Source organism: Erythrobacter westpacificensis, from assembly GCF_039542285.1.
GTDB lineage: Bacteria > Pseudomonadota > Alphaproteobacteria > Sphingomonadales > Sphingomonadaceae > Alteraurantiacibacter > Alteraurantiacibacter westpacificensis.
Map to the genome: position 1 here is coordinate 287,297 of NZ_BAABHV010000017.1, position 23,167 is coordinate 310,463.

The 23,167-nt window shown below is 63.3% G+C and carries 22 protein-coding genes; 20 read left to right on the forward strand and 2 right to left on the reverse strand.

Annotated features, from left to right (window positions below):
• The first annotated feature begins 80 nt into the window (after nt 1–80).
• The 7 genes from radA to ABFX23_RS12305 all read left to right on the forward strand — a co-directional run bounded on the left by radA (nt 81) and on the right by ABFX23_RS12305 (nt 7,365).
• Nucleotides 81–1,448, forward strand: coding sequence for a DNA repair protein RadA (radA, locus tag ABFX23_RS12275; RefSeq protein WP_346033333.1), 1,368 nt, complete (start codon nt 81–83; stop codon nt 1,446–1,448).
• A gap of 12 nt (nt 1,449–1,460) precedes the next feature.
• The gene (locus ABFX23_RS12280; RefSeq protein ID WP_346033334.1) at nt 1,461–1,976 is read left to right on the forward strand and encodes a CvpA family protein; all 516 of its coding nucleotides are present in this window, start codon (nt 1,461–1,463) and stop codon (nt 1,974–1,976) included.
• Entirely contained in the window at nt 1,973–2,404 is a 432-nt protein-coding gene (locus ABFX23_RS12285) for an iron-sulfur cluster assembly scaffold protein (protein ID WP_346033335.1), read from the forward strand. Before ABFX23_RS12280 ends, ABFX23_RS12285 begins: the two co-directional genes overlap by 4 nt.
• A 31-nt stretch (nt 2,405–2,435) precedes the next feature.
• The gene (locus ABFX23_RS12290; RefSeq protein ID WP_346033336.1) at nt 2,436–4,058 is read left to right on the forward strand and encodes an MFS transporter; all 1,623 of its coding nucleotides are present in this window, start codon (nt 2,436–2,438) and stop codon (nt 4,056–4,058) included.
• Nucleotides 4,045–5,094 (forward strand): alanine racemase, encoded by a 1,050-nt coding sequence (alr, locus tag ABFX23_RS12295; RefSeq protein ID WP_346033337.1) that lies wholly within the window; start codon nt 4,045–4,047, stop codon nt 5,092–5,094. Before ABFX23_RS12290 ends, alr begins: the two co-directional genes overlap by 14 nt.
• Before the next feature lie 69 nt (nt 5,095–5,163).
• A complete protein-coding gene (phaR, locus tag ABFX23_RS12300; protein WP_346033338.1) occupies nt 5,164–5,721 on the forward strand; it encodes a polyhydroxyalkanoate synthesis repressor PhaR in 558 nt (185 codons plus the stop codon).
• Between the two features lie 99 nt (nt 5,722–5,820).
• Nucleotides 5,821–7,365, forward strand: a complete 1,545-nt coding sequence (locus ABFX23_RS12305; protein WP_346033339.1) for an aminoacyl--tRNA ligase-related protein — start codon at nt 5,821–5,823, stop codon at nt 7,363–7,365.
• A 25-nt stretch (nt 7,366–7,390) separates the two neighbouring features.
• Here the strand turns inward: ABFX23_RS12305 and ABFX23_RS12310 are convergent, their stop codons facing one another.
• The gene (locus ABFX23_RS12310) at nt 7,391–9,388 is read right to left on the reverse strand and encodes a M3 family metallopeptidase (protein WP_346033340.1); all 1,998 of its coding nucleotides are present in this window, start codon (nt 9,386–9,388) and stop codon (nt 7,391–7,393) included.
• 114 nt (nt 9,389–9,502) lie between these two features.
• Between ABFX23_RS12310 and ABFX23_RS12315 the strand changes: the two genes are divergently transcribed.
• Genes ABFX23_RS12315 through ABFX23_RS12325 form a run of 3 tightly spaced genes read left to right on the forward strand, consistent with a single transcriptional unit; the run spans nt 9,503 to nt 13,794 of the window.
• Nucleotides 9,503–10,867 carry a M28 family peptidase gene (locus tag ABFX23_RS12315; protein WP_346033341.1) on the forward strand — a complete coding sequence of 455 codons (1,365 nt, stop codon included), beginning with the start codon at nt 9,503–9,505 and terminating at the stop codon, nt 10,865–10,867.
• Nucleotides 10,868–10,887: 20 nt separating this feature from the next.
• Entirely contained in the window at nt 10,888–13,230 is a 2,343-nt protein-coding gene (locus ABFX23_RS12320) for a ribonuclease R family protein (protein ID WP_346033342.1), read from the forward strand.
• A 48-nt stretch (nt 13,231–13,278) separates the two neighbouring features.
• On the forward strand, nt 13,279–13,794 hold the full coding sequence (locus tag ABFX23_RS12325) for a peroxiredoxin-like family protein (RefSeq protein WP_346033343.1): 516 nt from the start codon (nt 13,279–13,281) through the stop codon (nt 13,792–13,794).
• On the opposite strand, the gene ABFX23_RS12330 is transcribed toward ABFX23_RS12325, so the two are convergent.
• Complete coding sequence (locus tag ABFX23_RS12330) at nt 13,786–14,238, reverse strand: universal stress protein (RefSeq protein ID WP_120078787.1); 453 nt, start codon at nt 14,236–14,238, stop codon at nt 13,786–13,788. The genes ABFX23_RS12325 and ABFX23_RS12330 overlap by 9 nt on opposite strands.
• 128 nt (nt 14,239–14,366) lie before the next feature.
• Between ABFX23_RS12330 and ABFX23_RS12335 the strand changes: the two genes are divergently transcribed.
• The 10 genes from ABFX23_RS12335 to ABFX23_RS12380 all read left to right on the forward strand — a co-directional run bounded on the left by ABFX23_RS12335 (nt 14,367) and on the right by ABFX23_RS12380 (nt 23,106).
• Nucleotides 14,367–15,680 carry a pyruvate dehydrogenase complex dihydrolipoamide acetyltransferase gene (locus ABFX23_RS12335; RefSeq protein WP_346033344.1) on the forward strand — a complete coding sequence of 438 codons (1,314 nt, stop codon included), beginning with the start codon at nt 14,367–14,369 and terminating at the stop codon, nt 15,678–15,680.
• Nucleotides 15,681–15,891: 211 nt separating this feature from the next.
• Nucleotides 15,892–16,269 carry an acyl-CoA thioesterase gene (locus ABFX23_RS12340; protein WP_346033345.1) on the forward strand — a complete coding sequence of 126 codons (378 nt, stop codon included), beginning with the start codon at nt 15,892–15,894 and terminating at the stop codon, nt 16,267–16,269.
• Nucleotides 16,266–17,063, forward strand: a complete 798-nt coding sequence (locus ABFX23_RS12345) for a dienelactone hydrolase family protein (protein ID WP_346033346.1) — start codon at nt 16,266–16,268, stop codon at nt 17,061–17,063. Before ABFX23_RS12340 ends, ABFX23_RS12345 begins: the two co-directional genes overlap by 4 nt.
• A gap of 56 nt (nt 17,064–17,119) precedes the next feature.
• The gene (lpdA, locus tag ABFX23_RS12350) at nt 17,120–18,532 is read left to right on the forward strand and encodes a dihydrolipoyl dehydrogenase (RefSeq protein ID WP_346033347.1); all 1,413 of its coding nucleotides are present in this window, start codon (nt 17,120–17,122) and stop codon (nt 18,530–18,532) included.
• Between the two features lie 380 nt (nt 18,533–18,912).
• A complete protein-coding gene (locus ABFX23_RS12355; protein WP_346033348.1) occupies nt 18,913–20,205 on the forward strand; it encodes a tyrosine-type recombinase/integrase in 1,293 nt (430 codons plus the stop codon).
• An 84-nt stretch (nt 20,206–20,289) separates the two neighbouring features.
• Nucleotides 20,290–20,646 (forward strand): hypothetical protein, encoded by a 357-nt coding sequence (locus tag ABFX23_RS12360; protein WP_346033349.1) that lies wholly within the window; start codon nt 20,290–20,292, stop codon nt 20,644–20,646.
• 111 nt (nt 20,647–20,757) lie between these two features.
• Complete coding sequence (locus tag ABFX23_RS12365) at nt 20,758–21,528, forward strand: hypothetical protein (RefSeq protein ID WP_346033350.1); 771 nt, start codon at nt 20,758–20,760, stop codon at nt 21,526–21,528.
• Between the two features lie 97 nt (nt 21,529–21,625).
• On the forward strand, nt 21,626–21,832 hold the full coding sequence (locus tag ABFX23_RS12370; RefSeq protein ID WP_346033351.1) for a hypothetical protein: 207 nt from the start codon (nt 21,626–21,628) through the stop codon (nt 21,830–21,832).
• Nucleotides 21,833–21,834: 2 nt separating this feature from the next.
• The gene (locus ABFX23_RS12375; protein WP_346033352.1) at nt 21,835–22,035 is read left to right on the forward strand and encodes a hypothetical protein; all 201 of its coding nucleotides are present in this window, start codon (nt 21,835–21,837) and stop codon (nt 22,033–22,035) included.
• 192 nt (nt 22,036–22,227) lie between these two features.
• On the forward strand, nt 22,228–23,106 hold the full coding sequence (locus ABFX23_RS12380; RefSeq protein ID WP_346033353.1) for a helix-turn-helix domain-containing protein: 879 nt from the start codon (nt 22,228–22,230) through the stop codon (nt 23,104–23,106).
• The last annotated feature ends 61 nt before the right edge of the window (nt 23,107–23,167 follow it).

The following is a 23,167-nucleotide window of genomic DNA, read 5'->3' on the forward strand; positions in this document are numbered from 1 at the left end:
ATGGCAGATGGGACGCGCCGTGGCCAGATGCCGAATTCTACGCGCTTGCGTTCCGCTTTCGTTCCGGTTAGCGGTGAGCCATGGCAAAGCCTAAGAAGCGCTTCATCTGTACCGACTGTGGCAGCGTATCCCACCGCTGGCAGGGGCAGTGCCCCGATTGCTCGCAGTGGAATTCGCTTGTCGAGGACACGCCCGACACGGCGTTTACCGCAAAGCACGATCTCTCCAGCGGCGGCAGGGCGATTGCCTTCGAAACGCTGGATGCGCCGACGAAGCCGCTGTCTCGGCGGACCACCGGCATCGCCGAGTTCGACCGTGCGCTGGGCGGCGGGCTGGTGCCCGGTGCCGCCATCCTGATGGGCGGGGAGCCGGGCATCGGCAAGTCCACCCTGCTGTTGCAAGCGGCAGCCAGGATCGCTCAGGAAGGCGGCAATGCCGTCTATGTCAGCGGAGAAGAAGCGACCGGACAGGTCCGGATGCGCGCGGCGCGGCTGGGCCTGTCCAAGGCCCCGTTGAAGCTGGCGGCGGCAACCTCGGTGCGCGATATCCTCACCACCCTGGGGCAGGACGAGCCACCGCAATTGCTTGTCGTCGATTCGATCCAGACCATGCATTCCGACATGATCGAAGGCGCGCCCGGCACTGTCAGCCAGGTGCGCGCGAGTGCGTTCGAACTCATCCGCTACGCCAAGGAACGCGGCACCGCGCTGGTATTGGTCGGCCACGTTACCAAGGACGGCAATATCGCCGGGCCGCGCGTGCTGGAACACATGGTGGATACCGTGATGAGCTTCGAGGGAGAGCGCAGCCACCAGTACCGCATCCTGCGCTGCCTGAAGAACCGCTTCGGCGCAGTGGACGAGATCGGCGTGTTCGCGATGGAAGGCCACGGGCTGGACGAAGTGGGCAACCCGTCCTCGTTGTTCCTCTCGGGCCGGGACGAGCCTATCGCCGGGGCCGCGGTTTTCCCCGCGCTGGAAGGCACGCGCCCGGTGCTGGTGGAAATACAGGCGCTGATTGTTCGGCTGCAATCGGGCGCGACCCCGCGCCGCGCAGTAGTGGGCTGGGACAGCGGGAGGCTGGCCATGCTGCTGGCCGTGCTGGAGTCGCGCTGCGGCCTCAGTTTTTCAACGGCGGAAGTCTACCTGAACGTCGCGGGCGGATACCGCCTGGCCGATCCCGCCGCGGACCTGGCCGTTGCCGCTGCGCTGATCAGTGCGCTGGCAGACAAGCCGTTGCCGGCCAGCGCAGTGTGGTTTGGCGAACTCGCCCTGTCGGGGGAGGTTCGCCCGGTCGCCCACGGAAATGTGCGACAGAAAGAGGCGGCAAAGCTTGGCTTCAAGACCGCTTTCGGCCCTGCGGACGGGGGGCAGGACGTGTCTGGCTTGCGATATACGGACATCGGCGCGGTCTCGTCTCTCGTTGACCGGGTCATGGCATCAGCATAAGCCCTTCGCCGGATGACGGGATTTGATCTGATCGTTTTGCTGATCGTCGGCGTCGGCGCAATCGGCGGGTTTCTGCGCGGATTCGTGCAGGAAGTCTTGTCGATCATGGCATGGCTCCTGGCGATCTTCGCGATCCGCTTCCTGCATACGGACCTCACCGCCGCCATCCTTGAATTCATGGGTTCGCCCATCACGGCATCGATCCTCGCCTTCGCACTCCTGCTACTCATTCCCTATGCCGCGATGAAGCTGATCGCTCGCATCGCCGGACGATCCACTCGCAAATCGGTGCTGGGGCCGATCGACAGGGTGCTTGGCTTCGGCTTCGGCGCGCTGAAAGGCGTGATTATCGTTGTCATCGCCTTCTCCCTGCTGGTGCTGGGATACGATACCGTCTGGGGCGCAAAAGGTCGCCCGCTGTGGATCGCGGAAGCGCGCAGTTATCAGCTCGTCGATGCCGGATCGCGCGCGATGGTGCAGATCATTGCGGAACGCCGAGCGCGATTGCAGGAAGAAGAGGCGGAATGAGCGCCGAGAGGCTCTATACCCCCCAGATGCTGGCGGCCGCGGTAGAACTGGCGAATGTCCCGCCGCTGACCGGGGCCGACACCCATGGCTCGGCCCGTTCGCCTGCCTGCGGCTCCACGCTGGAGCTTGATCTCCGCATCGACGGGCAGGGGCAGATCGCCAATCTTGGCATGAAGGTGCGTGCCTGCGCAGTGGGTCAAGCCGCCGCCGCCATCTTCGCGCGTCATGCGAAGGGCAGGAGCGCGGCCGAAATCGATTCAGCGCTCGCCGATCTTACGGCATGGCTGGAAAGCGGTTCTGCCCAGCCGGACTGGCCCGATCTCGACCTGATCACACCCGCGCGCGACTATCCCGGTCGTCACGGGGCCATGCTGTTGCCGTGGAAGGCCGCCAGCGAGGCCCTTTCCAGCGCGAACGCGGCGGGCTAACGCTTCTCTCGTCGAATTCTCGGGGGAGCACATGGCGACAACGGCCGCAAGCACACACCACGAACCCAGCGCCAAGGAAATCCGGCTGGTCATCGCCGCCAGTTCCGCCGGGACCATCTTCGAATGGTACGATTTCTTCATCTACGGCACGCTCGCAGCCCTGATTGGCGCGGCGTTTTTCCCAAGCGACAACGAGACGCTGCAACTGCTGCTGGTCTGGGCTGGTTTTGCCGTGGGCTTCGGTTTCCGCCCCCTGGGGGCGATTTTGTTCGGCTTCCTGGGAGACCGGCTGGGTCGCAAGTACACCTTCCTCGTCACCGTCACCCTCATGGGCGTGGCGACAGCGGGCGTTGGCCTGATCCCGACAGCGGCGACCATCGGCATTGCCGCGCCGATCATCGTCATCCTCTTTCGCATCCTGCAAGGGCTGGCGCTGGGCGGTGAATACGGCGGGGCCGCGATCTACGTGGCCGAACACGCGCCGCCGGAAAAGCGAGGCTTCTACACCAGCTTCATCCAGGCCAGCGTGGTCGGCGGATTCGTTCTCTCCATTCTCGTGGTGCTGGCCTGCCGCGCGCTGATCCCTGCTGAGGATTTCGCCGAGTGGGGCTGGCGCGTACCATTCCTGCTTTCCCTCATCCTGCTCGCAATCTCGCTGTGGATGCGTTTCAAGCTTTCGGAAAGCCCGGTGTTCCAGGCCATGAAGGAGGCAGGCGAGACTGCCGGAAATCCCTTCATCGAGAGCTTCACCTATCCGGGCAACAAGCGCCGCATCTTCGTGGCCCTGTTCGGCATTACCGGCATCCTCACCACCATCTGGTACACCGCGTTCTTCTCCAGCCTCTCATTCCTGCGCGGCCCGATGCGCATGGAAGAAGGACTGGTGGAGGTCATCATGCTCGTGTCTGGCGCAATTGCTATGAGCTTCTACCTCGTCGTCGGCAAATGGTCGGACAGGGTGGGGCGCAAGAAGCCGATCATCATCGGCGCGCTGCTAACGCTGGTGCTGATCTTCCCGCTGTTCTGGGGCATGGGCTCGCTCGCCAATCCCGGCCTGCAACGCAGCGCCGAGGAAGCGCCGGTGGTGGTGAGCGGCCCGGACTGCAGCTTCGATCCATTCGCCGAGGTGCAGGCAACCCCCTGCGGCCGCGTGCTTCAGGATCTGACCGCGCTCGGCGTGCCTTACGACCTAGAGGGCGATGCCAGCCAACCCGTCGTCTCCATCGGCGCGGCAAGTCTCGATTACAGCGCGCTCGGTACGGACAATCGCAGGGCGGCCATTCAGGGCGCGCTGGAATCGCAGGGCTATGATTTCTCTGTCCAGACCCCGCCGCTGGCCAACGTCCTTGGCATCGTTGGCCTGCTACTCGGCTTCGGCATGTTATCTGCGCTGACTTACGGTTCGGTCGCGGCACTGCTGGCGGAGATGTTTCCACCGCAGATACGCTATTCCTCGCTCTCGATCCCCTACCACATTGGCGCGGGCTACCTTGGCGGCTTCCTGCCGCTGATTGCAGGCTACATCCAGGCGCGAACGGGGGATGTCTATTCCGGCCTCTGGTACACATGGGCCGTCGTCGCCTTCGGCGCGGTCGTGGCATGGTGGGGCATCAAGGGCGGACCTCCGCGCGAATTCTCCGATGAACATTCCTGAATTGCCGCCGGCGACCCTGCGCCTGCGGATCGACACTGCGGCCCTGTCCGATAACTGGCGCGCGATGAACAGGCTATCCGGCGCCGCCACGGCGGGCGCTGCGGTAAAGGCAGATGGCTACGGCCTCGGCATCGACTACGTGATGCCCACCTTGCTGGGCGCAGGGGCAAGGCAGTTCTTCGTGGCGCACTGGAGCGAGGTGCCCGGCGTACTTGCCTACACTGGTGGCGGTGACATCGCCGTGCTGCACGGGGTGGGAAATACGCAGGAAGCCGCCTTCGCCAAGGCAACAGGCGTCCTACCCGTCATCAATTCGCTCCACCAGGCCCAGGTCTGGCTGGAGGCGGGCGGCGGGCCGTGCCACCTGATGGTGGATACCGGGATGAACCGGCTCGGGGTCGAGACCGGTAACCTCGGCGACCCGGTGATCGGGCAATTGCAGGTCGATACGCTGCTTTCCCACCTGGCGTCGGCGGACGAAGAAACGGCGCAAAACGAGACGCAACTGCGGGCGTTCCGGCAGGCATCGCAGCAGGTGAAGCACAATGCGCTAAGCCTTGCCAACAGCGCCGGAATTGCCTTGGGGCCGGATTATCACTTCGATCTTACGCGGCCCGGCCTTGCTCTTTACGGCGGCGTTCCGCGCGGCACGCTGGCCGGTGTCGTGTCGCAGGTCGCCTACGTCGAGGCCGCCGTGTTGCAGGTGAGGAACCTGAGCCCCGGCGACAAGGTGGGATACAACGCCGTGTTCACCGCAACAAAGCCGATGCGCGCGGCCACGGTATCGCTGGGCTATGCCGATGGAATCCTGCGATCATGGGGCACGAAAGGTGCGATGCAGCATGGGGACCGGAAACTGCCGATAATCGGGCGCATCTCGATGGACATGGTCATCCTGGATTGCACCGGCACCGATCTTTGCGCAGGCGATTTCTGTAGCCTTTCCTATGATTTGCCGCAGGCTTCTCGAACGTCCGGCCTGTCGCAATACGAGCTTTTGACCCTGCTCGGCCACCGCTTCACAAGGGTGTGCTGACGAGAAGGATTGGCAATTTCATGCTGCAAGTGCTAAGCATGAAAAAACAAAAGCGCAGGAAATCGCATTATGGCCGCCAAGAATACTGCCGATGGTGAAACGATCATCATCAAGAAGTACGCCAATCGTCGCCTCTACAACACGCAGTCCTCCAGCTACATCACTCTGGAAGACCTGGCGCGGATGGTGCGCACGGGCGTGGATTTCCAGGTGCTCGACGCCAAGACCGGTGGTGACATCACGCACACGATCCTGACGCAGATCATCATGGAGGAAGAGGCCAACGGGGAGCACATGCTGCCCGTCAGCTTCCTGCGCCAGCTGATCGCCATGTACGGCAATTCCATGCAGGCCATGATGCCGCCCTATCTTGAAGCGACGATGGAAAATTTCCAGTCGAACCAGAGCAAGCTGCGCGAGGCGTTCCAGTCCAGCATGGGGCCCGATGCCTTCACCAAGATGGCCGAACAGAACATGGCGATGTTCCAGGCCGCAGCAGGTGCGTTCATGCCTGGCGCCAATGGCGCGCCGGTGGCTACGCAGCCGGAAACGAAGTCCGACGATATCGATGCCCTGAAAGAGCAGATGGCCGCGATGCAGCGCAAGCTGGACGAACTGGGCAAATAATTCCCCGACTGCGGATAGCCGCTTTCACGCAAAACTCGACATCGCCCCCGCACAGCGTCATGGGGGCGTGCACCTTCTTTCTGCCCGCGAGATTCGCCGATGTCTGCCATTCGCCACGCCCTCAACACCAAGCGCGAGGATGATTTCGCCGCCTGGTACCAGGAAGTCATTTCAGCCGCCGACATGGCCGAGGAATCGGGGGTGCGCGGATGCATGGTCATCAAGCCTTGGGGCTACGGTATCTGGGAACGGATGCAGCGCCTGCTGGATGACCGGATCAAGGCTGCGGGCGTGCAGAACGCCTATTTCCCGCTGTTCATCCCGCTCAAGAATTTCGAGCGCGAGGCCGAGCACGTCGATGGCTTTGCCAAGGAAATGGCCGTCGTCACGCATCACCGCCTGATTGCAGACGGGGAAGGGGGCCTGATCCCCGATCCCGAAGCCAAGCTGGAAGAGCCGCTGGTTGTCCGGCCGACGTCAGAGACGATCATCGGCGATGCCATGAGCCGCTGGATCCAGTCGTGGCGCGACCTGCCGCTGCGGCTCAACCAGTGGGCCAACGTGGTACGCTGGGAAATGCGCACCCGCATGTTCCTGCGCACCAGCGAATTCCTGTGGCAGGAAGGCCATTCCGCCCACGCAAGCGCGGAAGAGGCGCAGGCAGAAACCATGACGGCGTTGGAAATGTATCGCGCCTTTGCCGAGGAAGACGTGGCCATCCCCGTGATCGCGGGCGAGAAACCGGAGAACGAGCGTTTCCCCGGCGCTGTCGAAACCTGGTCGATCGAGGCCATGATGCAGGACGGCAAGGCGCTGCAGGCAGGCACCAGCCACTACCTCGGCACGAATTTCGCCCATGCCGCCAACATCAAGTACCAGAACGACGCCGGGCGCGAGGTGCTGTGCCACACGGTTAGCTGGGGGGTTTCCACCCGGATGGTCGGCGGCCTAATCATGGTGCATGGCGACGATGACGGGCTGCGCGTGCCGCCCGCGCTCGCGCCGTTCCAGGTGGTAATCCTGCCGATGCTGCGCGACAAGCCGGAGGACGAGGCGCTGCTCGACTACTGCGAGGGACTTCGCGCCGCGATCGCCGGGCAGACTGCGCTGGGCGAACCGGCCCGCGTGCTGCTGGACAAGCGCCCCGGCAAGGCCGCGGCCAAGCGCTGGGACTGGGTCCGCAAGGGCGCGCCGGTCATCATCGAGGTTGGTGGACGCGACATGGAAAACGGCGTCGTCAGCCTGCTGCGCCGCGATGCGCTGTGGAACACCGAAACCGGCAAGCCCGCGTTCCAGAACCCGGAGCGCGATCTTTGCGCGCAGAGCATTCCGGGCGTGCTGGCCGACATGCAGAACGGCATGCTGGTGGCAGCGCGCGAGCGGCGCGAGGCGAACATCCGCCGTGACATATCGGACATGGACGCGCTGGCCGAACATTTCAGCCGGGAGGCGAAGTATCCCGGTTGGGTCGAAGTCCAGTGGGCGAAGCCGACCGGCGATGCACTCGCCAAGGTGGTCGAAACCCTGAAGGAGCTTCGCCTCACCCTGCGCAACGTGCCGATGCACGCACCGCCCGCAGACGGCACCTGCATCTTCACCGGCGAACCCGCCGTGGAGCGGGTCTACGTCGCGCGCGCCTATTGATCGGAAAGGGTGAGGCCGCCCGGCCTCATTCCTCCGGCAATCCCTGCTCCAGGTCTTCGCGGAACGCGTCGAACGAGATATCGCGTCCCACGAAATCGCGTACCAGCTCGGCTGCGGGCTTCGTGCCGCCCGGCTCCAGCACCAGTCGGCGATAGTCTGCGGCGGTTTCGGGGTTGGTCAGCCCTTCTGCCTTGAAGCGGCTGAACATGTCCGCAGCGATCACGCGCGACCAGCCGTAGGTGTAGTAGGCCGCGCCGTAGCCATCGAGGTGCCCGAAGGCCGCCTGCATTTCGGATGTGGGGGAGATCGGCACCAGCGAATAGGTCTGCTGCCATTCGCGCGCCGCCTCGCCGAGGTCATCGGGAATCGGCTGCGTGTAGTAGTTGTAGGAGGTGGCCGTCAGCCCCAGCTGGCGCATCTCGAACATGCCCTGGTTGAAATGACGCACGGCGTTCATCCTCTCCACCAGGTCGCGCGGGATCGTCTCGCCCTCTGCGTTCACCGCGAAAGTGGCGAGCGTGTCGTAATCGTAGACCCAGTTTTCGAGGATCTGCGAGGGCGCTTCGATGAAGTCCCACTCCACGCTGATCATCGAGTTGCTGGCCATTTCGTGACGGCTGCCGAAGATAAAATGCAGCACGTGGCCGAATTCGTGCAGGAAGGTGGTCACCTGTCCGTGCTCCATCAGCCCTTCGGGCATGTTCTGCACGAGCGCGGCGACGGGCACCTGCCCATCGGCGGGCGAGCCTGCGTAAAGCGGCACCACATTGGCGTGGGTGTACTTGCCGGGGCGCGGGTGCGAATCGAGATAGAAGCGCCCTATCACTTCGCCGCCTTCCACGAGTTCGTATGCGCCGACGCTGTCGTGCCAGACGGGCGTGTTCCATTCACGCACTTCGACGTCGAACAGTCGCTCGGTCAGGTTGAAGATCCCGTCGCGCACATCGTCGTGCTGGAAGTACTGCCGCGCTTCCTGCGGGTCGTAGTCGTAGTTTGCCTGCTGAACCTTAGGGCCAAGCCAGGCAAGCTGGTAAGGCTCGATCCGCTCGGCACCGGGGCGCAGTTCCTTGAGCATCGCGAACAACTGCGCATAGTCGGCCTCTGCCACCGGTCGCGCCGCCGCATCGGTCTGCTCGATCAGGTCCTCCACCTGGTCGGGCGTGTTGAGCATCCGGTTGTCGAATTGCAGCGCGGCGTAGTTCTCGAAACCGGTCAGTTGCGCCAGTTCGTCGCGCAGCGTGAAGATCTCGCGCAATACCTCGTCGTTGGCGGGCCATGCGCGTTGGCCGTAGAGTTCGGAATAGCGGCGGCGCAGGTCGTCGCTCTCCGCATAGGTCATCACCGGCACATAATCGGGCGACGCCGTGGTGAGCGTAATCATGCCGTTCTCGCCCACTTCGCGCGCATTGATGTAGTCCTGCGGCAGACCGGCGAGCTCTTCGGGCGAGACTTCAATGGTCCGCACGTCCTCGGCAATGTTCTGGGCAAACTCGGTGGAAAGGTCCGCCAGCCGGGCGTTGATTTCCTGCACCCGCGCGCGCTGCGCATCGTCCAGCGAAACGCCTGCGCGACGGAAGGCGTCCATCGTCGTTTCGTAGAAGCGTTGGTTGGCCGGATCGGCACCGGACACGTCGAGTTCCGATAGCCGGTCATATATCGGGCGCGAGAGCGTGATCTCGCTAGCAAGCCCGGCGATCCGCGCCGCGCACGCACCGCCCGCCGCGCGCGCTTCGGGTGTCAGCAGAACTTGCTGGTAAAGCCCTGCTTCCGAACTGGCGGAGAACAGCAGCGCGGAAAGATCGTCGAAGCGGGCGAGGGTGTTGGCAACCGTTGCCGCCTCGGCATCGCCCAGCATGGCATCGCGGTAGAGATCGATCTGGCTGGCGTAGTAGTCGCAGCGATCCTCGATCTGGTCCACCGTGGGGTCGGTCATCACAGGGCCGAGCAGGTTGTAGGCCTCGCCCGCCTGTGCAGGCGATGCAAGCGCGGTGGTGGCAGCCAGTGCCAGTGCAAACTTTCTCACGATGATGTTCCCCTTCATGCCCGGACGGGCGGAAGCGGCGATGCTAGAACGAACCGGTTACACCTGCAATCGGCCACCTTGCATTGGGGCCGGGAATGGGCGACTTCTCGACGAATGCGCCATTATCTCCTGCCAGCGGCATGCATCGCCGCCTTCGCCACGCCCGTCCTCGCCCACGAAACAAGCGGCGATCCCGCCGCGCCCGTTTCGCAGGAGCGGTTGCAGTCCGATGTCGAGACAATGGTCTCCTTCGGCACGCGCCACACGCTTTCCAGCCTCGACGATCCCGAACGCGGCATCGGTGCGGCGCTGGACTGGGGCCGGGCAGAGTTCGAGGAAGCAAGCGCGGCTTGCGGCGGTTGCCTCGACGTCAGCTTCGTGGAGCGCGAGATGGGCGGTCGGCGTATTCCCGAGCCGGTGCTGATCCGCAACGCCGTCGCCATCCAGCGCGGCACGGAGCGTCCGAACGAGGTCGTCATCATCCAGGGCCATATCGACAGCCGCGCTTCCGACGTGATGGACGCGACAAGCGAGGCTCCCGGTGCGAACGACAATGCCAGCGGCAGCGCGCTTGTGCTGGAAGCCGCGCGGGTGCTGAGCCAGCGCGAATATCCCACAACCATCGTCTACGCCCTGCTGATGGGCGAGGAGCAAGGGCTTTACGGCGGGACCCTGCTGGCGGACTACGCGGCGGAGCAGGGCTGGACCGTAAAGGCCGTGCTGAACAATGACGTGGTCGGCGGATCGTGCGGCAGCGACGGGGTTTGCGACGCGGAGCACGTGCGCGTCTTCTCCGAAGGGGTGCGCGCCGACGCGGACGAACAGACCCGCGCCATGATGCGCAGCATGGGCGGCGGCAACGACAGCCCCAGCCGCAACCTCTCGCGCTTCCTCGACCAGTTGGCCGAGGGCGAACCGACCGGTCTCGACGTAAGGCAGACCTGGCGCAGCGATCGCATGGGGCGGGGCGGGGACCACCTGCCGTTCCTCGACCGTGGTTATCCCGCCATCCGCTTCTCTGTCGCCATCGAGGATTACGAGCACCAGCACCAGGACCTGCGCGTGGAAGACGGCACGACCTACGGCGACACCATCGACGAGATGGACTTCGGCTATCTTGCCGATGTGACGCGCCTGAATGTGCGCGCCGCCGACGTGCTGGCCCGCACGCCCATGCCGCCCGTTGTGCAGAGCGATGGCATCGTGCGGCCCGATGTGCTGCTGGAGTGGGAGCCGGTGGCAGGCGCGGTGCGCTACAACGTGTGGCGCAGGCGCACCGATGACCGGGACTGGTCGTGGCGCGAAACGCTGCGGGCGGACCCGGCGGCGGATCTCAATTCCATCGTCCTTGCGCCCGATCGCGGCGATGACTGGATCTTCGGGGTCAGTTCCGTGGCAGCAGACGGGGCGGAAAGCCCGGTCTCCAGCGCGGTGCCCGGCGGACAATTCTATCCGCTACCCGTCGACAGCGGGGAGTAGCGCCCCCATATGCGGGGCATATGAACAAACCGAAGAACACGAAGAAAATTGCCCAGAAGTTCCAGGGCCTGCCCAGCAAGGACCAGATCATGGAATTCATCCGCGGCTCCGACACGCGTGTCGGCAAGCGCGAGATCGCCAAGCATTTCCGTCTCAAGGGGCAGGAAAAGATCGCCCTCAAGGCGCTGCTGAAGGACATGGCCGAGGAAGGCCTGATCGATTCGAGCAAGAGCGCTTTTCACAAGATGGGCGGCGTGCCGCGCGTCACCGTGCTGCGCGTGGTCGAGATCGACGACGGCGAGCCCATCGCCGTGCCCGAAAGCTGGAACCCCGACGATGGCAGCGCCCCGCCGCGCCTCAGGGTGATCGAGAAGAAGAAGCAGGCAGCACTGCGTACAGGCGACCGTATCCTCGCCCGCACGGAAGAAAAGGGCAGCGGCTGGCTGGCGCACCCGATGAAGAAGCTGGCCGTGGCCGAGGACCAGATGCTGGGCGTCATCGAGATCGATGGCGGCGGCAAGGCATGGCTGGCGCCTGTCGACAAACGCATCCGCAATTCGTCCCCCGTCTCCGACCTCGGCAATGCCGAGAAAGGCCAGCTGGTGGTGGCCGAACCCGTCGGGCGCGGTCGCAACTCCTCGGTCAAAGTCACCGAGGTGTTGGGCGACCCGTTGGCACCAAAGAGCTTCAGTCTCATCGCCATTCACAAGTACGGCATCCCCAACCGCTTCTCGCAGGAAGTGCTGGACGAGGCCGAAAAGGCCGCACAACTCCCCTTGAGCGAAGACGACCGCGAAGACCTGCGCCACCTGCCGATCATCGCCATCGATCCCGCCGACGCGCGCGACCATGACGATGCCATCTGGGCCGAGAGCGACGGGGAGGGCGGCTTCAACGCGCTGGTGGCGATTGCCGACGTGTCGTTCTACGTCCGCCCCGGCTCCAACATCGACAAGGAAGCGCGCCGGCGCGGCAATTCGGTATACTTCCCCGACCGTGTGGTTCCCATGCTGCCCGAAGTCTTGTCCGCCGACGTATGCTCGCTGGGCGAGGGCAGGGACCGCGCCGCGATGGCTTGCCACCTTAAGATCGACGCCGATGGCCGCGTGACCGACTGGCGGTTCACCCGCGCCATCCTGCGCATCGAGCAGGTGATCGCCTACGAGGACGCGCAGGCACAGATCGACGCTGGCAATGCCACCGGACCGATAAACGCGCTGTGGGCCTGCTGGAAAGCGCTGAACGCCGCCCGCGATGATCGCGACCCGCTCGATCTCGACCTGCCCGAACGGCGCGTGGAACTGGGCGAGGACGGCAAGATCAAGGGCATCAAGGTGCGTGAGCGACTGGATGCCCACCGCGTGGTGGAAGACTTCATGATCGCCGCCAACGTCGCTGCGGCAAAGGCGCTGGAAAGCAAGGCCAGCCCTGTCGTCTACCGCATTCACGAACCGCCGACACGCGAGAAACTGATCGCGTTGCGCGAATATTTCGAGAGTATCGGCAAGAACCTTGCCCTGGGGCAGGTCATTACGCCGGGCCTGTTCAACCGCATGATCAAGGACATGGGTGACGATCCGGGCGAGAAGGCGCTGGTGATGGAAGCCGTGCTGCGCAGCCAGACGCAGGCCTATTACGGCCCGCAGAATGCGGGCCACTTCGGCCTTGCGCTCGGCAGCTACGCCCACTTCACCTCGCCCATCCGGCGCTATGCCGACCTGCTGGTGCACCGGGCTTTGGTGGACAGCTACAAGCTGGAACAGCCCAAGCCGAAGGGAAACACCATCCCTGCGCATTCGGGCCTGTCGGACAAGGACCGGGCGGACCTCGGCAAGATCACCGATGCCATTTCCATTACCGAACGCCGGGCAATGGAGGCTGAACGCGACACCATCGACCGCTACGTTGCCGCCTGGCTCTCGGGCCGCGTGGGCGAGGTGTTCGAGACGCGCATTACCGGGGTGCAGAAGTTCGGCTTCTTCGCCACCATCGTTGGCATGGGCGGGGATGGCCTCGTGCCGATCTCCACGCTGGGCCGCGAATATTTCCATTACGACGAAGGCGCGCACAAACTGACCGGCGAGGACAGCGGCACGACCTACACCGTGGGCGATGTGCTTGACCTGCGGCTGGGCGAAGCGAACCCGCTGACGGGCGCGCTGAAATTCGAACTGCCCGAAGGCGGCGGCAACCAGCGTGTCGAACCGCGCGGTCGCAGGCCGGAGAAGAAGCCTCGCGGCAAAGGGCCCGGAAAAGGTCCGGGCAGAGGTCCGCGCAAGGACAAGCAGGGCAAGCACACGGTCGGCAAGCGCGGCAGGCCCGGTAACATCCGTCATCAAGGGCGGGGCAAGAAGAAGAAATAGCGGAACGCTAGCGGCGGCGCGGGCATTGATCGGGCAAAGGAGAATTTCATGCTCAAGCCCGGTTTCACCGCCCCCGATATCGACCTGCCGCTCACCATCGATGCGCGCTTCGTGCTGTCGGACCAGACACCAGACAATTATACCATGCTGGTGTTCTATCGCGGGAAGCATTGCCCGATCTGCAAGCGTTACCTCGAGGAAATCGGCGGGCGGCTGGACGACTTCGTCAGCCGCGGCATCAACGTGTTTGCCATCTCCATGGACAGCGAGGAGCGCGCCATGGTGGTCGACAAGGAATGGAAAACCGGCAACCTGCCGCTCGTCCATTCGATGACCGAGGACCAGGCCCGCGAATGGGGCCTCTACATCAGCGAGAAGCGTGATGGCAGCGAGGAACCGGATGTGTTCAGCGAACCCGGCCTGTTCCTGCTCAAGCCCGATCGCACGGTGCACTTCGCCCAGACGCAGAATGCACCGTGGACCCGGCCGTCCCTTGACGACCTGCTGAAAGGCATCGATTTCACGTTGGAGAATGACTACCCGACGCGCGGCACGTTAACTTAACGCGTCGATTTCTTCGCTGGTCAGGCTGCCCGGCACGATGAAAAGCGGGCAGTGCAGGCTGCCGACATTCGTGGAGAAGTGCGTCACCAGCGGACCCGGCGCGCCCTCTGCGGCTGCGCCCAGCACAAGGGCGGCGACTTCAGGGTGTTCGGAAAGGTATTCCGACACGACCGTTTTCGCATCGCCGACGCGGACCGCGATCTGCGGCATCTTGCCGGATTCGTACATCAGCTCGCCCGCAGCAGAGTTCGCCAGCACCTCCGCGCGGTCGCGGGCTTCTTCCTCGATGGTGGCCTGAACGCCGCCGAACGCGTTGAAGGACTGGCGCGGAACCAGGGCAAGCAGGTGCACCACGCCTCCCGTCTTGGCCGCACGGCGCGCAGCGAAACGCAGCGCGGCGCGCGCTTCCTCGGTCTCGTCGACAATGGTGAGATAGACACGCATCATTGGTTCTCCCGCTCACGCGGTATCACGCGAAACCTTGATTTCCGCAAGATGCCTTGCCCCGCGCGGCCAAATTCGTCAGAGAGCATGCCACGCGAACCAACCTCTTCAGGGAGCCCTGCGCCTCTATGCCGATTGCCATTCAGATGCCCGCCCTTTCGCCAACCATGGAGGAAGGCACCCTTGCCAAATGGCTTGTGAAAGTGGGCGACAAGGTTTCCTCCGGCGACATTATGGCCGAGATCGAGACCGACAAGGCCACGATGGAATTCGAAGCCGTCGATGAAGGCACCATTGCCCATATCCAGGTGGAAGAGGGCACCGAAGGCGTAAAGGTCGGCACTGTCATCGCCACGCTTGCCGAGGAAGGCGAGGACGTGGGGGACGTGGACCCGATCAGCGGCGGCGATGCCGCTCCGGCCTCTGCCGCGAAGGACGAAAAGACCGAGGAAGCCGCACCTGCTCCGTCGCCGTCACCAAGCCCCGCACCGGCACCCGAACCGGAGGCATCCGCAGGCCCTGCGCCCACCAAGGACGGCGACCGCATCATCGCCTCGCCGCTCGCGCGCCGGATTGCCGAGCAGAAGGGCCTCGATCTCGCCCGCATCAAGGGCACCGGTCCCAATGGACGCATCGTCAAGGCCGACGTGGAAAGCGCCAAGCCTGGCGCGGCTGCGCCCGCACCCACCGCTACGGAGAAGGAAGCGGCCCCCGCAGTCGAGCAGAAGCCCGCCGAAGCACAGGATTTCGGCATCCCGCACGAGGTGGAAAAGCTGTCCGGCATGCGCAAGACCATCGCGCGCCGCCTGACCGAATCGAAGCAGCAGGTGCCGCACATCTACCTCACGGTGGATATCCGCCTCGATGCGCTGCTCAAGCTGCGCGGCGAGCTGAACCAGGCGCTGGAGCCGCAGGGTATCAAGCTGTCGGTGAACGACATGCTGATCAAGGCGCTGGCCAAGTCGCTGGAGCAGGTGCCCGCCTGCAACGTGCAGTTCGCGGGCGATTCCATGCTCAAGTTCGAGCGTGCCGATATCTCCGTCGCCGTGTCGATCCCCAATGGCCTGATCACCCCCATCGTGAAGGATGCAGGGGCCAAGGCCATGAGCAAGATCAGCACCGAGATGAAGGACCTTGCCACTCGCGCCAAGGACGGCAAGCTGGCGCCGGAAGAATACCAGGGCGGCACCGCCAGCCTTTCCAACATGGGCATGTTCGGTATCAAGCAGTTCGAGGCCGTCATCAATCCGCCCCAGGCGATGATCATGGCCATCGGCGCAGGCGAAAAGCGGCCCTACGTGGTCGACGATGCCCTGCAGATCGCCACGGTGATGAGCGCGACGGGCAGCTTCGACCACCGCGCCATCGACGGGGCGGACGGCGCGCAGCTGATGAAGGTATTCAAGGAACTGGTCGAAGCGCCGCTGGGTCTGGTGGCCTGATCGCTTTCCTACTTTTCGATGAGGTAGCGATAGACCGCCCCATGACGATTTCGCAAACCGCCCCTTTGATCGCCAACTGGCGTGATGACCTGCCGATCTGGAAGGTTACAGCTAGCGGAGCCGTTTCGGCGCGATTTACGGATGCGAGGGGGCTCCGGGCAAGTTTTCCAAAACACCCCGGTCGGTGTTCCATGTTGGATGCGCAAGCCTGATGCCGAAGCGCGATCCCGCCATGCGCGTCACCGCGATGCCCGCCGATGCCAACGCTTACGGCGACATCTTCGGCGGTTGGCTGATGAGCCTGATGGACTCGGGCGCTGGCCTCGTGGCCGCGCGGCGGGCGAAGGGCAGGGCGGTCACCATCGCGATGGACGGGGTGGAGTTTCATCGCCCCGTGAAAGTGGGTGACGAAGTGTCTGTCTATGCCGAGATCACCCGCGTCGGTCGCACGAGCATGGGCATCGACACGCAGGCCTGGCGGCGCGAGCGCCATTCGGAAAACGAGGAACTGGTGACATCGGCCAAGTTCACCTTCGTTGCCGTAGACGACGCCGGTCGTCCGCGTCCGATCGACGGAGGGGGCGCGTGATATGCCGCATTGCCGCCATTGCAGCCCTCGGCTTCGTGACGGCCTGCGCTCCGGCGACGGAAAGCGAGGCCGCGATGACTGAAGCCAGCGCCGACGAACACTATTACGCCTACCCGGCGAACGGCGACGGTCCGAAGCCGTGGATCGTCGTGCTGCCCGGTGGCGGCGGGATCGAGGTGTTCGGCGATACCGAGTTCTACTTCGACGTGGCGCGCCACTGGAACGCGCGCGGCCTCGATGCGCTCGTCGTTCACTACCAGGCCGCCGCGCCCGTGCTCGGTATCGAGAGCGAAGGCATTCCCGGCCCGATGGAGGCGCAGGTCGTGCGCGATGCGCTCGCCTCGGCAGAGCGGGAGGGCTGGCTGGACCTGTCGTGTCCCGGCTTCGTGATCGGCTTCTCGGCCGGCGGATCGGGCGTCATGTCGCTGGCGAACGATCCGGTGCCGGGCCTTGCAGGGGCTATCGGTTACTACCCGCTGGTGCTGGGCCAGCCCGAGGACTTCGAAGCCAAAGTGCCGGTGCTGGTATTGCAGGGCGAAAGCGACGACCTGACGACCGCCGAAGCGCTCGACGCCTTCCTCACCAGCGCGCGCCCTGCGGAGAACTTCACCGTCCACCGCTACCGGGGAGCCGAACACGGCTTCGACATTCCCTCGCTCACGCAGCCCGTCGAATACAACGGCGGGGTTTTCCTCTACCAGGAGGAAGCCGCCGCTGCCGCCGGTCGCGAGGCCGATGCCTTCGTCGCCCGCATCCTTGCCAATCGGCCGGGCGCCGAATGCGGGGGAGCCTAGGCCGTGCGCTGCGCCTCCCTCCTCATCCACACACCACTTTGCCTTCAGGATAGATCATGAGCAATTCCTACGACGTCATCGTTCTCGGTTCCGGCCCCGGCGGCTATGTCGCGGCAATCCGCTGCGCCCAGCTTGGCCTGAAAACCGCCATCGTGGAGCGCGAGAACCTGGGCGGCATCTGTCTCAACTGGGGCTGCATTCCGACGAAGGCGCTGCTGCGCTCGGCAGAGATCCTGCACTATGCCCAGCACGCCAAGGACTATGGCCTGAAGATTGCGGGCGAAATCGAGGCGGACCTGGAAGCCGTGGTGAAGCGCAGCCGCGGGGTTGCCAAGCAGCTTAACCAGGGCGTGACGCACCTGATGAAGAAGAACAAGATCGCCGTTCACATGGGGGAGGGCACGCTGACAGGCCCCACCAGCCTGACGGTGAAGGGCGAGAAGGGCGAGGAAAAGCTCACAGCCAAGCATGTGATCGTCGCCACCGGTGCCCGCGCGCGCGACCTGCCGTTCGCCAAGGCCGACGGCAAGCGCGTGTGGACCTACCGCCACGCCATGACGCCAAGCGAAATGCCGAAGAAGCTGCTGGTGATCGGCTCCGGCGCTATCGGTATCGAATTCGCCAGCTTCTACAACGACATGGGCGCCGACGTTACCGTCGTCGAAATGCTCGACCGGATCGTGCCTGTCGAGGATGCGGAGGTCTCCGCCTTCCTTGAAAAGAGCCTCACCAAGCAGGGCATGACCATCATGACCGGCGCTGGCGTGGAAGACATCAAGGCCACCGACAAGGCAGTGACCGCCAAGATCAAGGGCAAGGACGGCAAGGTTGCCGAAACCGAGTTCAGCCACTGCATCGTCGCCATCGGCATCATGCCGAATACGGAAAACGTGGGCCTCGATAAGCTGGTCGAAATGGATCGCGGCTTCATCCAGATCGACGATTATGGCCGCACCAAGTCCAAGGGCCTGTGGGCGATCGGCGACTGCACGCCGGGGCCGTGGCTGGCGCACAAGGCGAGCCACGAAGGCGTAACGACGGCAGAGGCCATCGCCAAGGAACTGGGCAACAAGGAGGTGCATCCGCACCCCCTCAACCGCGATGCCATTCCCGGCTGCACCTACTGCCACCCGCAAATCGCGTCGGTCGGCATGACCGAGGCCAAGGCCAAGGAAGCAGGCTACGAGGTGAAGGTCGGCGTGTTCCCCTTCATCGGCAATGGGAAGGCCATCGCACTGGGCGAGGCCGAGGGCTTCACCAAGACCGTGTTCGACGCCAAGACCGGCGAACTGCTGGGCGCGCACATGGTGGGCGCGGAAGTGACCGAGATGATCCAGGGTTATGTCGTGGGCAAGACGCTGGAGACGACCGAGGCCGAACTGATGCAGACGGTCTTCCCGCACCCCACGATCTCTGAATCGATGCACGAAAGCGTGCTCGGCGCCTTTGGCCGGGCGATCCACATCTAAGGCGATATTCGCGACGAACCGCTGGTCGCAAATACCGGAAAACAATCACCTCTCACACTTTTTGCGAGTGAGAGGTGATTGCGATGGAATACGAGATTTCAGACCAGCCCCAGGAAGGCTATCGCCCCGAGGGCACGGCAATCGATGGCGTCTCGCCCGAACGCAGGGAAGCGCCGGAGCCGGAAGATCAGCAGATGCAGTAAGCCTTGCTGGCGGACAGGGTGTCCGTCTAATCAGCGACCGCATCCATTCATGAGCGACCGATAAACCGCAGAATTCCAAGCATCATAGAAGAAACACCGGAAATACCCGTTCATCACTGTTCGCTTGCGTTCCCTTAAAACCGCGCTAGTTTATGGGCACAGTTAAGGGAACTCATGATGCCGCGGAAGGTCTACAACGCTCTCACGCCGCTCGCAGTGCGCAGCAAGGGACCAGGGCGTCATGCAGACGGCGGCGGTCTCTATCTACTCGTGAAGGCCAGCGGAGCCCGCTCATGGGTCTACCGGGCGACCGTGGAGGGCAAGGTCTGCGATGTCGGCCTAGGTCCAGCCGCCGGGGCCGAGGCAGTATCACTGGCTGAGGCGCGCGAGAAGGCGCAGGACATGGCTCGCGAAGTACGCAGCGGTGTCACTCCCATGTCGGAGCGAAGAAAGAAGGCGCTCATGTCCAAGGCAGCCGAGCAGGCGCAGCGCATCGCCACCACCACATTCCGCGCCGCAGCCGAACAATACATCGCGCTCAATGAGAGCGGCTGGAAGAATGACAAGCATCGGGCGCAATGGCGTTCGACCCTCGAAACCTATGTGTACCCGCAATTCGGCGACCTACCCGTATGCGACGTTGACACCGAACACGTCATGGCGGCGCTAAAGCCTATTTGGTCCGAGAAGCCCGAGACTGCCAGCCGAGTTCGCGGGCGCATCGAAACAGTACTGGATGCGGCGAAGGTCGAGGGCTTGCGGGAAGGCGAAAACCCGGCGCGGTGGCGGGGACATCTCGACAAGGTACTCCCCAAGGTCAGCAAGGCGAAAAAGCGGCGGAATGCGCGGCTGGGCGTGACCGAGCATCATGAAGCCATGCCCTACGATCAGGTTCCCGCATTCATGGAGGACCTCACCAAACGAACAGGCATGGGGGTGAGGGCGCTTGAGTTCACGATCCTGACCGCCGCGCGAACGGGCGAAACGATCGGAGCGACATGGGGCGAGGTCGACATCGAGGCCGCAGTATGGACCATTCCAGCCGTGCGAATGAAGGCCGAGAAGGAACACACGGTCCCGCTCTCGCCCATGGCCGTGGAGATCCTGAAAGACCTTCGCGACATCGGAGACACCGGTCCGGATGCCCCCCTCTTCCCTGCCACCAAGGGCGGGCACTTGAGCAACATGGCGATGCTCATGCAGCTGCGCCGGATGGTCGACGGGTTCACGGTCCATGGTTTCCGGTCGAGTTTCCGCGATTGGGCGGCCGAGTGTACCGGCTTTCCTCATGAAGTCTGCGAAATGGCGCTGGCTCACACGATCAGGAACGACTCCGAGGCGGCTTACCGTCGCGGCCAGATGTTCGAAAAGCGGCGTAAGCTGATGGACGCTTGGGCGACCTATTGCGCCACCGGCGCCAGCCGCAGCGAAGAGGATAACGTGACGCCGCTGCGGGCGCAAATTTCATAGGGCAATCCCGCCCATGAAGCGGGGGCGCGGCGATGGTGCGATCATGCCGGCCCCCTGACCACCTACGACCTAAGGAGTCGAGAAATGGCTGAGAAGAAAGTTAGCGAAGAAGTGAACCCGGCAATAGCGCGTTATTGGCAATACCGCGCTGCGCAGTCTGCCCATGATGCTCTGTCGTACGAGAAGGCCCTAGAGGACGCGACAATTCCGGACGAACAAATCGACCCGCTGTTTGACCGGCGGGCCGAGACTTTTCGCGATCTGATGTTCGCGCCGGCAGACGACCTTAACGCCCTGCGAGACAAGATGAAGGCGTTCACCATCGAAGATGCCCACGAGGACGTGAACGCGCGCGAGATTATCCAAGTCCTATTCGCCGATGTCGAGCGCATCCGTGAAAAGCTGGGCAACGAAGAGCGGCGGCGCGAGCGGGGCGCGTAGCGTCGCCAGCCAATCGCTGCTATCCAATTGCGCGGGGCTAGATCCGGCCGATCGAAAGGGTGTCGTCCGCCACCTTGCCCCGCCTTCACCAGCGGACCCGGAGCGGACCCGGTGACGACAGATTCCAACCACGATCCTCTGGCATCGCTATTCGCAGCAATGGGCCGCAGTTTCGATGGAGAGTGGCAGACTCTCGACGGGGCCTCGCTAGACGAAGCCCTGCGCTTCATCGGTACTGCCGAAGCGTCGCTTGAGCCGGCCCGCCAGCAAATCGTGAATGCGCTTTTCAAGAGCAGGGTTTGCACTGCCAGGACGGGTGAACACGTCTCCGCTAAGGAAATCCGCGAGGCGGTTAGCGGGATCGAAAAGGCACTGACTAGACTTGGCGAGGGAATGCGAACTCTGGCTCGCGCACGACAGACGACCGACGCCGCAGTTGCCCCTAGACGAGCCGAGGCATTGGAAGCGGCACATTGTCTGATCATCGAGGAAATCTGTAACGCTTTGCCTTACTCTTTCGGGATTGAGCCCAAGCAGGTCGCAGCGTCGGTGCCAAAGTACAGCCGAATGGGGTTCACAGACGAATGGGGCGGTTTTCGGCTGGCTGGGAAGAGCGTGAGCCAGAAACTAGCTAATCTCGACATGAATGCTTTCGCTTTGCCGACACGGATGCCTTCAATCGAGAGGGATGACCTGATCCGCGATCTTGGGGCAATCTACTCCCAAGTGACCGGGAAGGAGCCAACCGCGTGGCGTCCGGAAGGCAATTCCCAAGCGGATGCCAAGTCCGAATTTCATCAATTTCTGGTGAAGATTTGGCACGTCGCCGATATGGATCCGGTACCGTCGCCAGCCGTCATCAACGCCGCTTTGAAGCAATAGCACCTATTAGTGAGGCAATTGGGCTCACAATAGCTGCAATATCGCCAGCGCGAATCGCGTGGCAACTCCGTCCGGACAGAAACGAACGGAGAAAACCATGCACAACCAACGTGTAGAATCCGGCTCCCGCTGGGAGGACACTCGCACCTTCCTCGCGAACTCCCCCTTCAAGAAAACGATCGCGTACAAGTTGCTTGGCGAAGGAAAGCTGAGAGCGAAAAAACTGGGGTCGCGCACCATCTGGGACGCCCAATCGCGCGAAGAATATCTCGCTAGTCTGCCAGACTTCGATCAGGCAGCCTGATCATGACCGCGCGCAGCCCGAGCCGGCCGCCAGAGAAAATCTGGATCCACCGCGATGGATTGGCTTTCGTCGTGTGTGTTCTCGATGCGCCGGTGAGCCCTGATCGCTTTGACGACCGCCGAAAGGCCATCGCATTCGCGGAGATGCTCGCCAAGGCGACCGGATCGGAAATCATCGATGCCAGCGAAGGTTTGGTCCAATGACGACATCCTGCCTTCAAGCTCATCACGAACATGATGGCGATTTATTCGCGGCCTGGGACCCGACATCGCAACACGTCGAGCCTGGCGTCCGGTCCAGCCGCTTTGCGGCCTGGTTGGCACCATTCCCCTCACGAGAAGCAGCGGAACTCGCCTTGATCGACGCAGGCGCAATTATCGAGGGCGGGCGATGAAATGGCCGATGGACCGGGAAAGCGAAAAAAGAAACCGCGCTGGGCGGCAATGCCAGAGCGCGCGATCATGGATCCTGCGCTCAAGCCGCTTGAACTGCGATGCCTTATGGTGATTTCGCTCCATGATGGAATGAGCACCGTCCGCGGCAACGGAGGCGGCTGCTATGCACGCCTTTCGACGCTTGCTGAGAAGGCTCGCACGGACATCACTAACTTTTCCAAAGCAGTGAAGCGCCTAATCGAACTCGGCTACGTCATTCGAGAACAGCAACAGGGAGACAAGCGACGCTTCACTCTTCGCGTCGATTTCGAAAGTGAAGATAGTTGGTGCGGCGACCAACATTCTGACTCTGCCGATAACTACGCTTCGATCGATGAGCCAGCGACGATAGTTGGTGAAGATGCCAACCATGCCGCTGAGATAGTTGGTCACGGCGATCGGGAGAATGGCAGAACTCCGCCAAAAACCACCCCCCACTATATTCCGTTAAACGGGGAACTAAATTCCGATGAATCGGGAGAACTAAATTCCGATGAATCGGCGCACTTCGCTTTTCGCGAAATGCGTCGTGTGGGCGGTTCAAGATCATTGGGAGAACTTCTCCAAGGTGAGAAAGGAGATCCCGCCGAAGCGGGGCTTAGCGAGGGGGAGCAGGCTTCAATCAAAGCGCTCTTGCCGCGAAGCTGGCCTGATCTCTCGACCGACGCCCAGTTGCATCATTTCGAGCGCGCGTTCGGCAAGGTTGGACGGTCGCCCGAACTCCTCATTCCAGTTGAACGGCAGGAATTCGCATCCTGGCTGTTCTCCATCTCTGACAATTTTGCAGGCGAGGCGGTCGCCTACCGCGCTGAGCGCTTGCTCGACCAAATGGAGGCCTGACAGATGTCGACCGTTTTCCCAATTTTCCTTCGCGCCGAACATCGAGACAACCCGGCTGCCC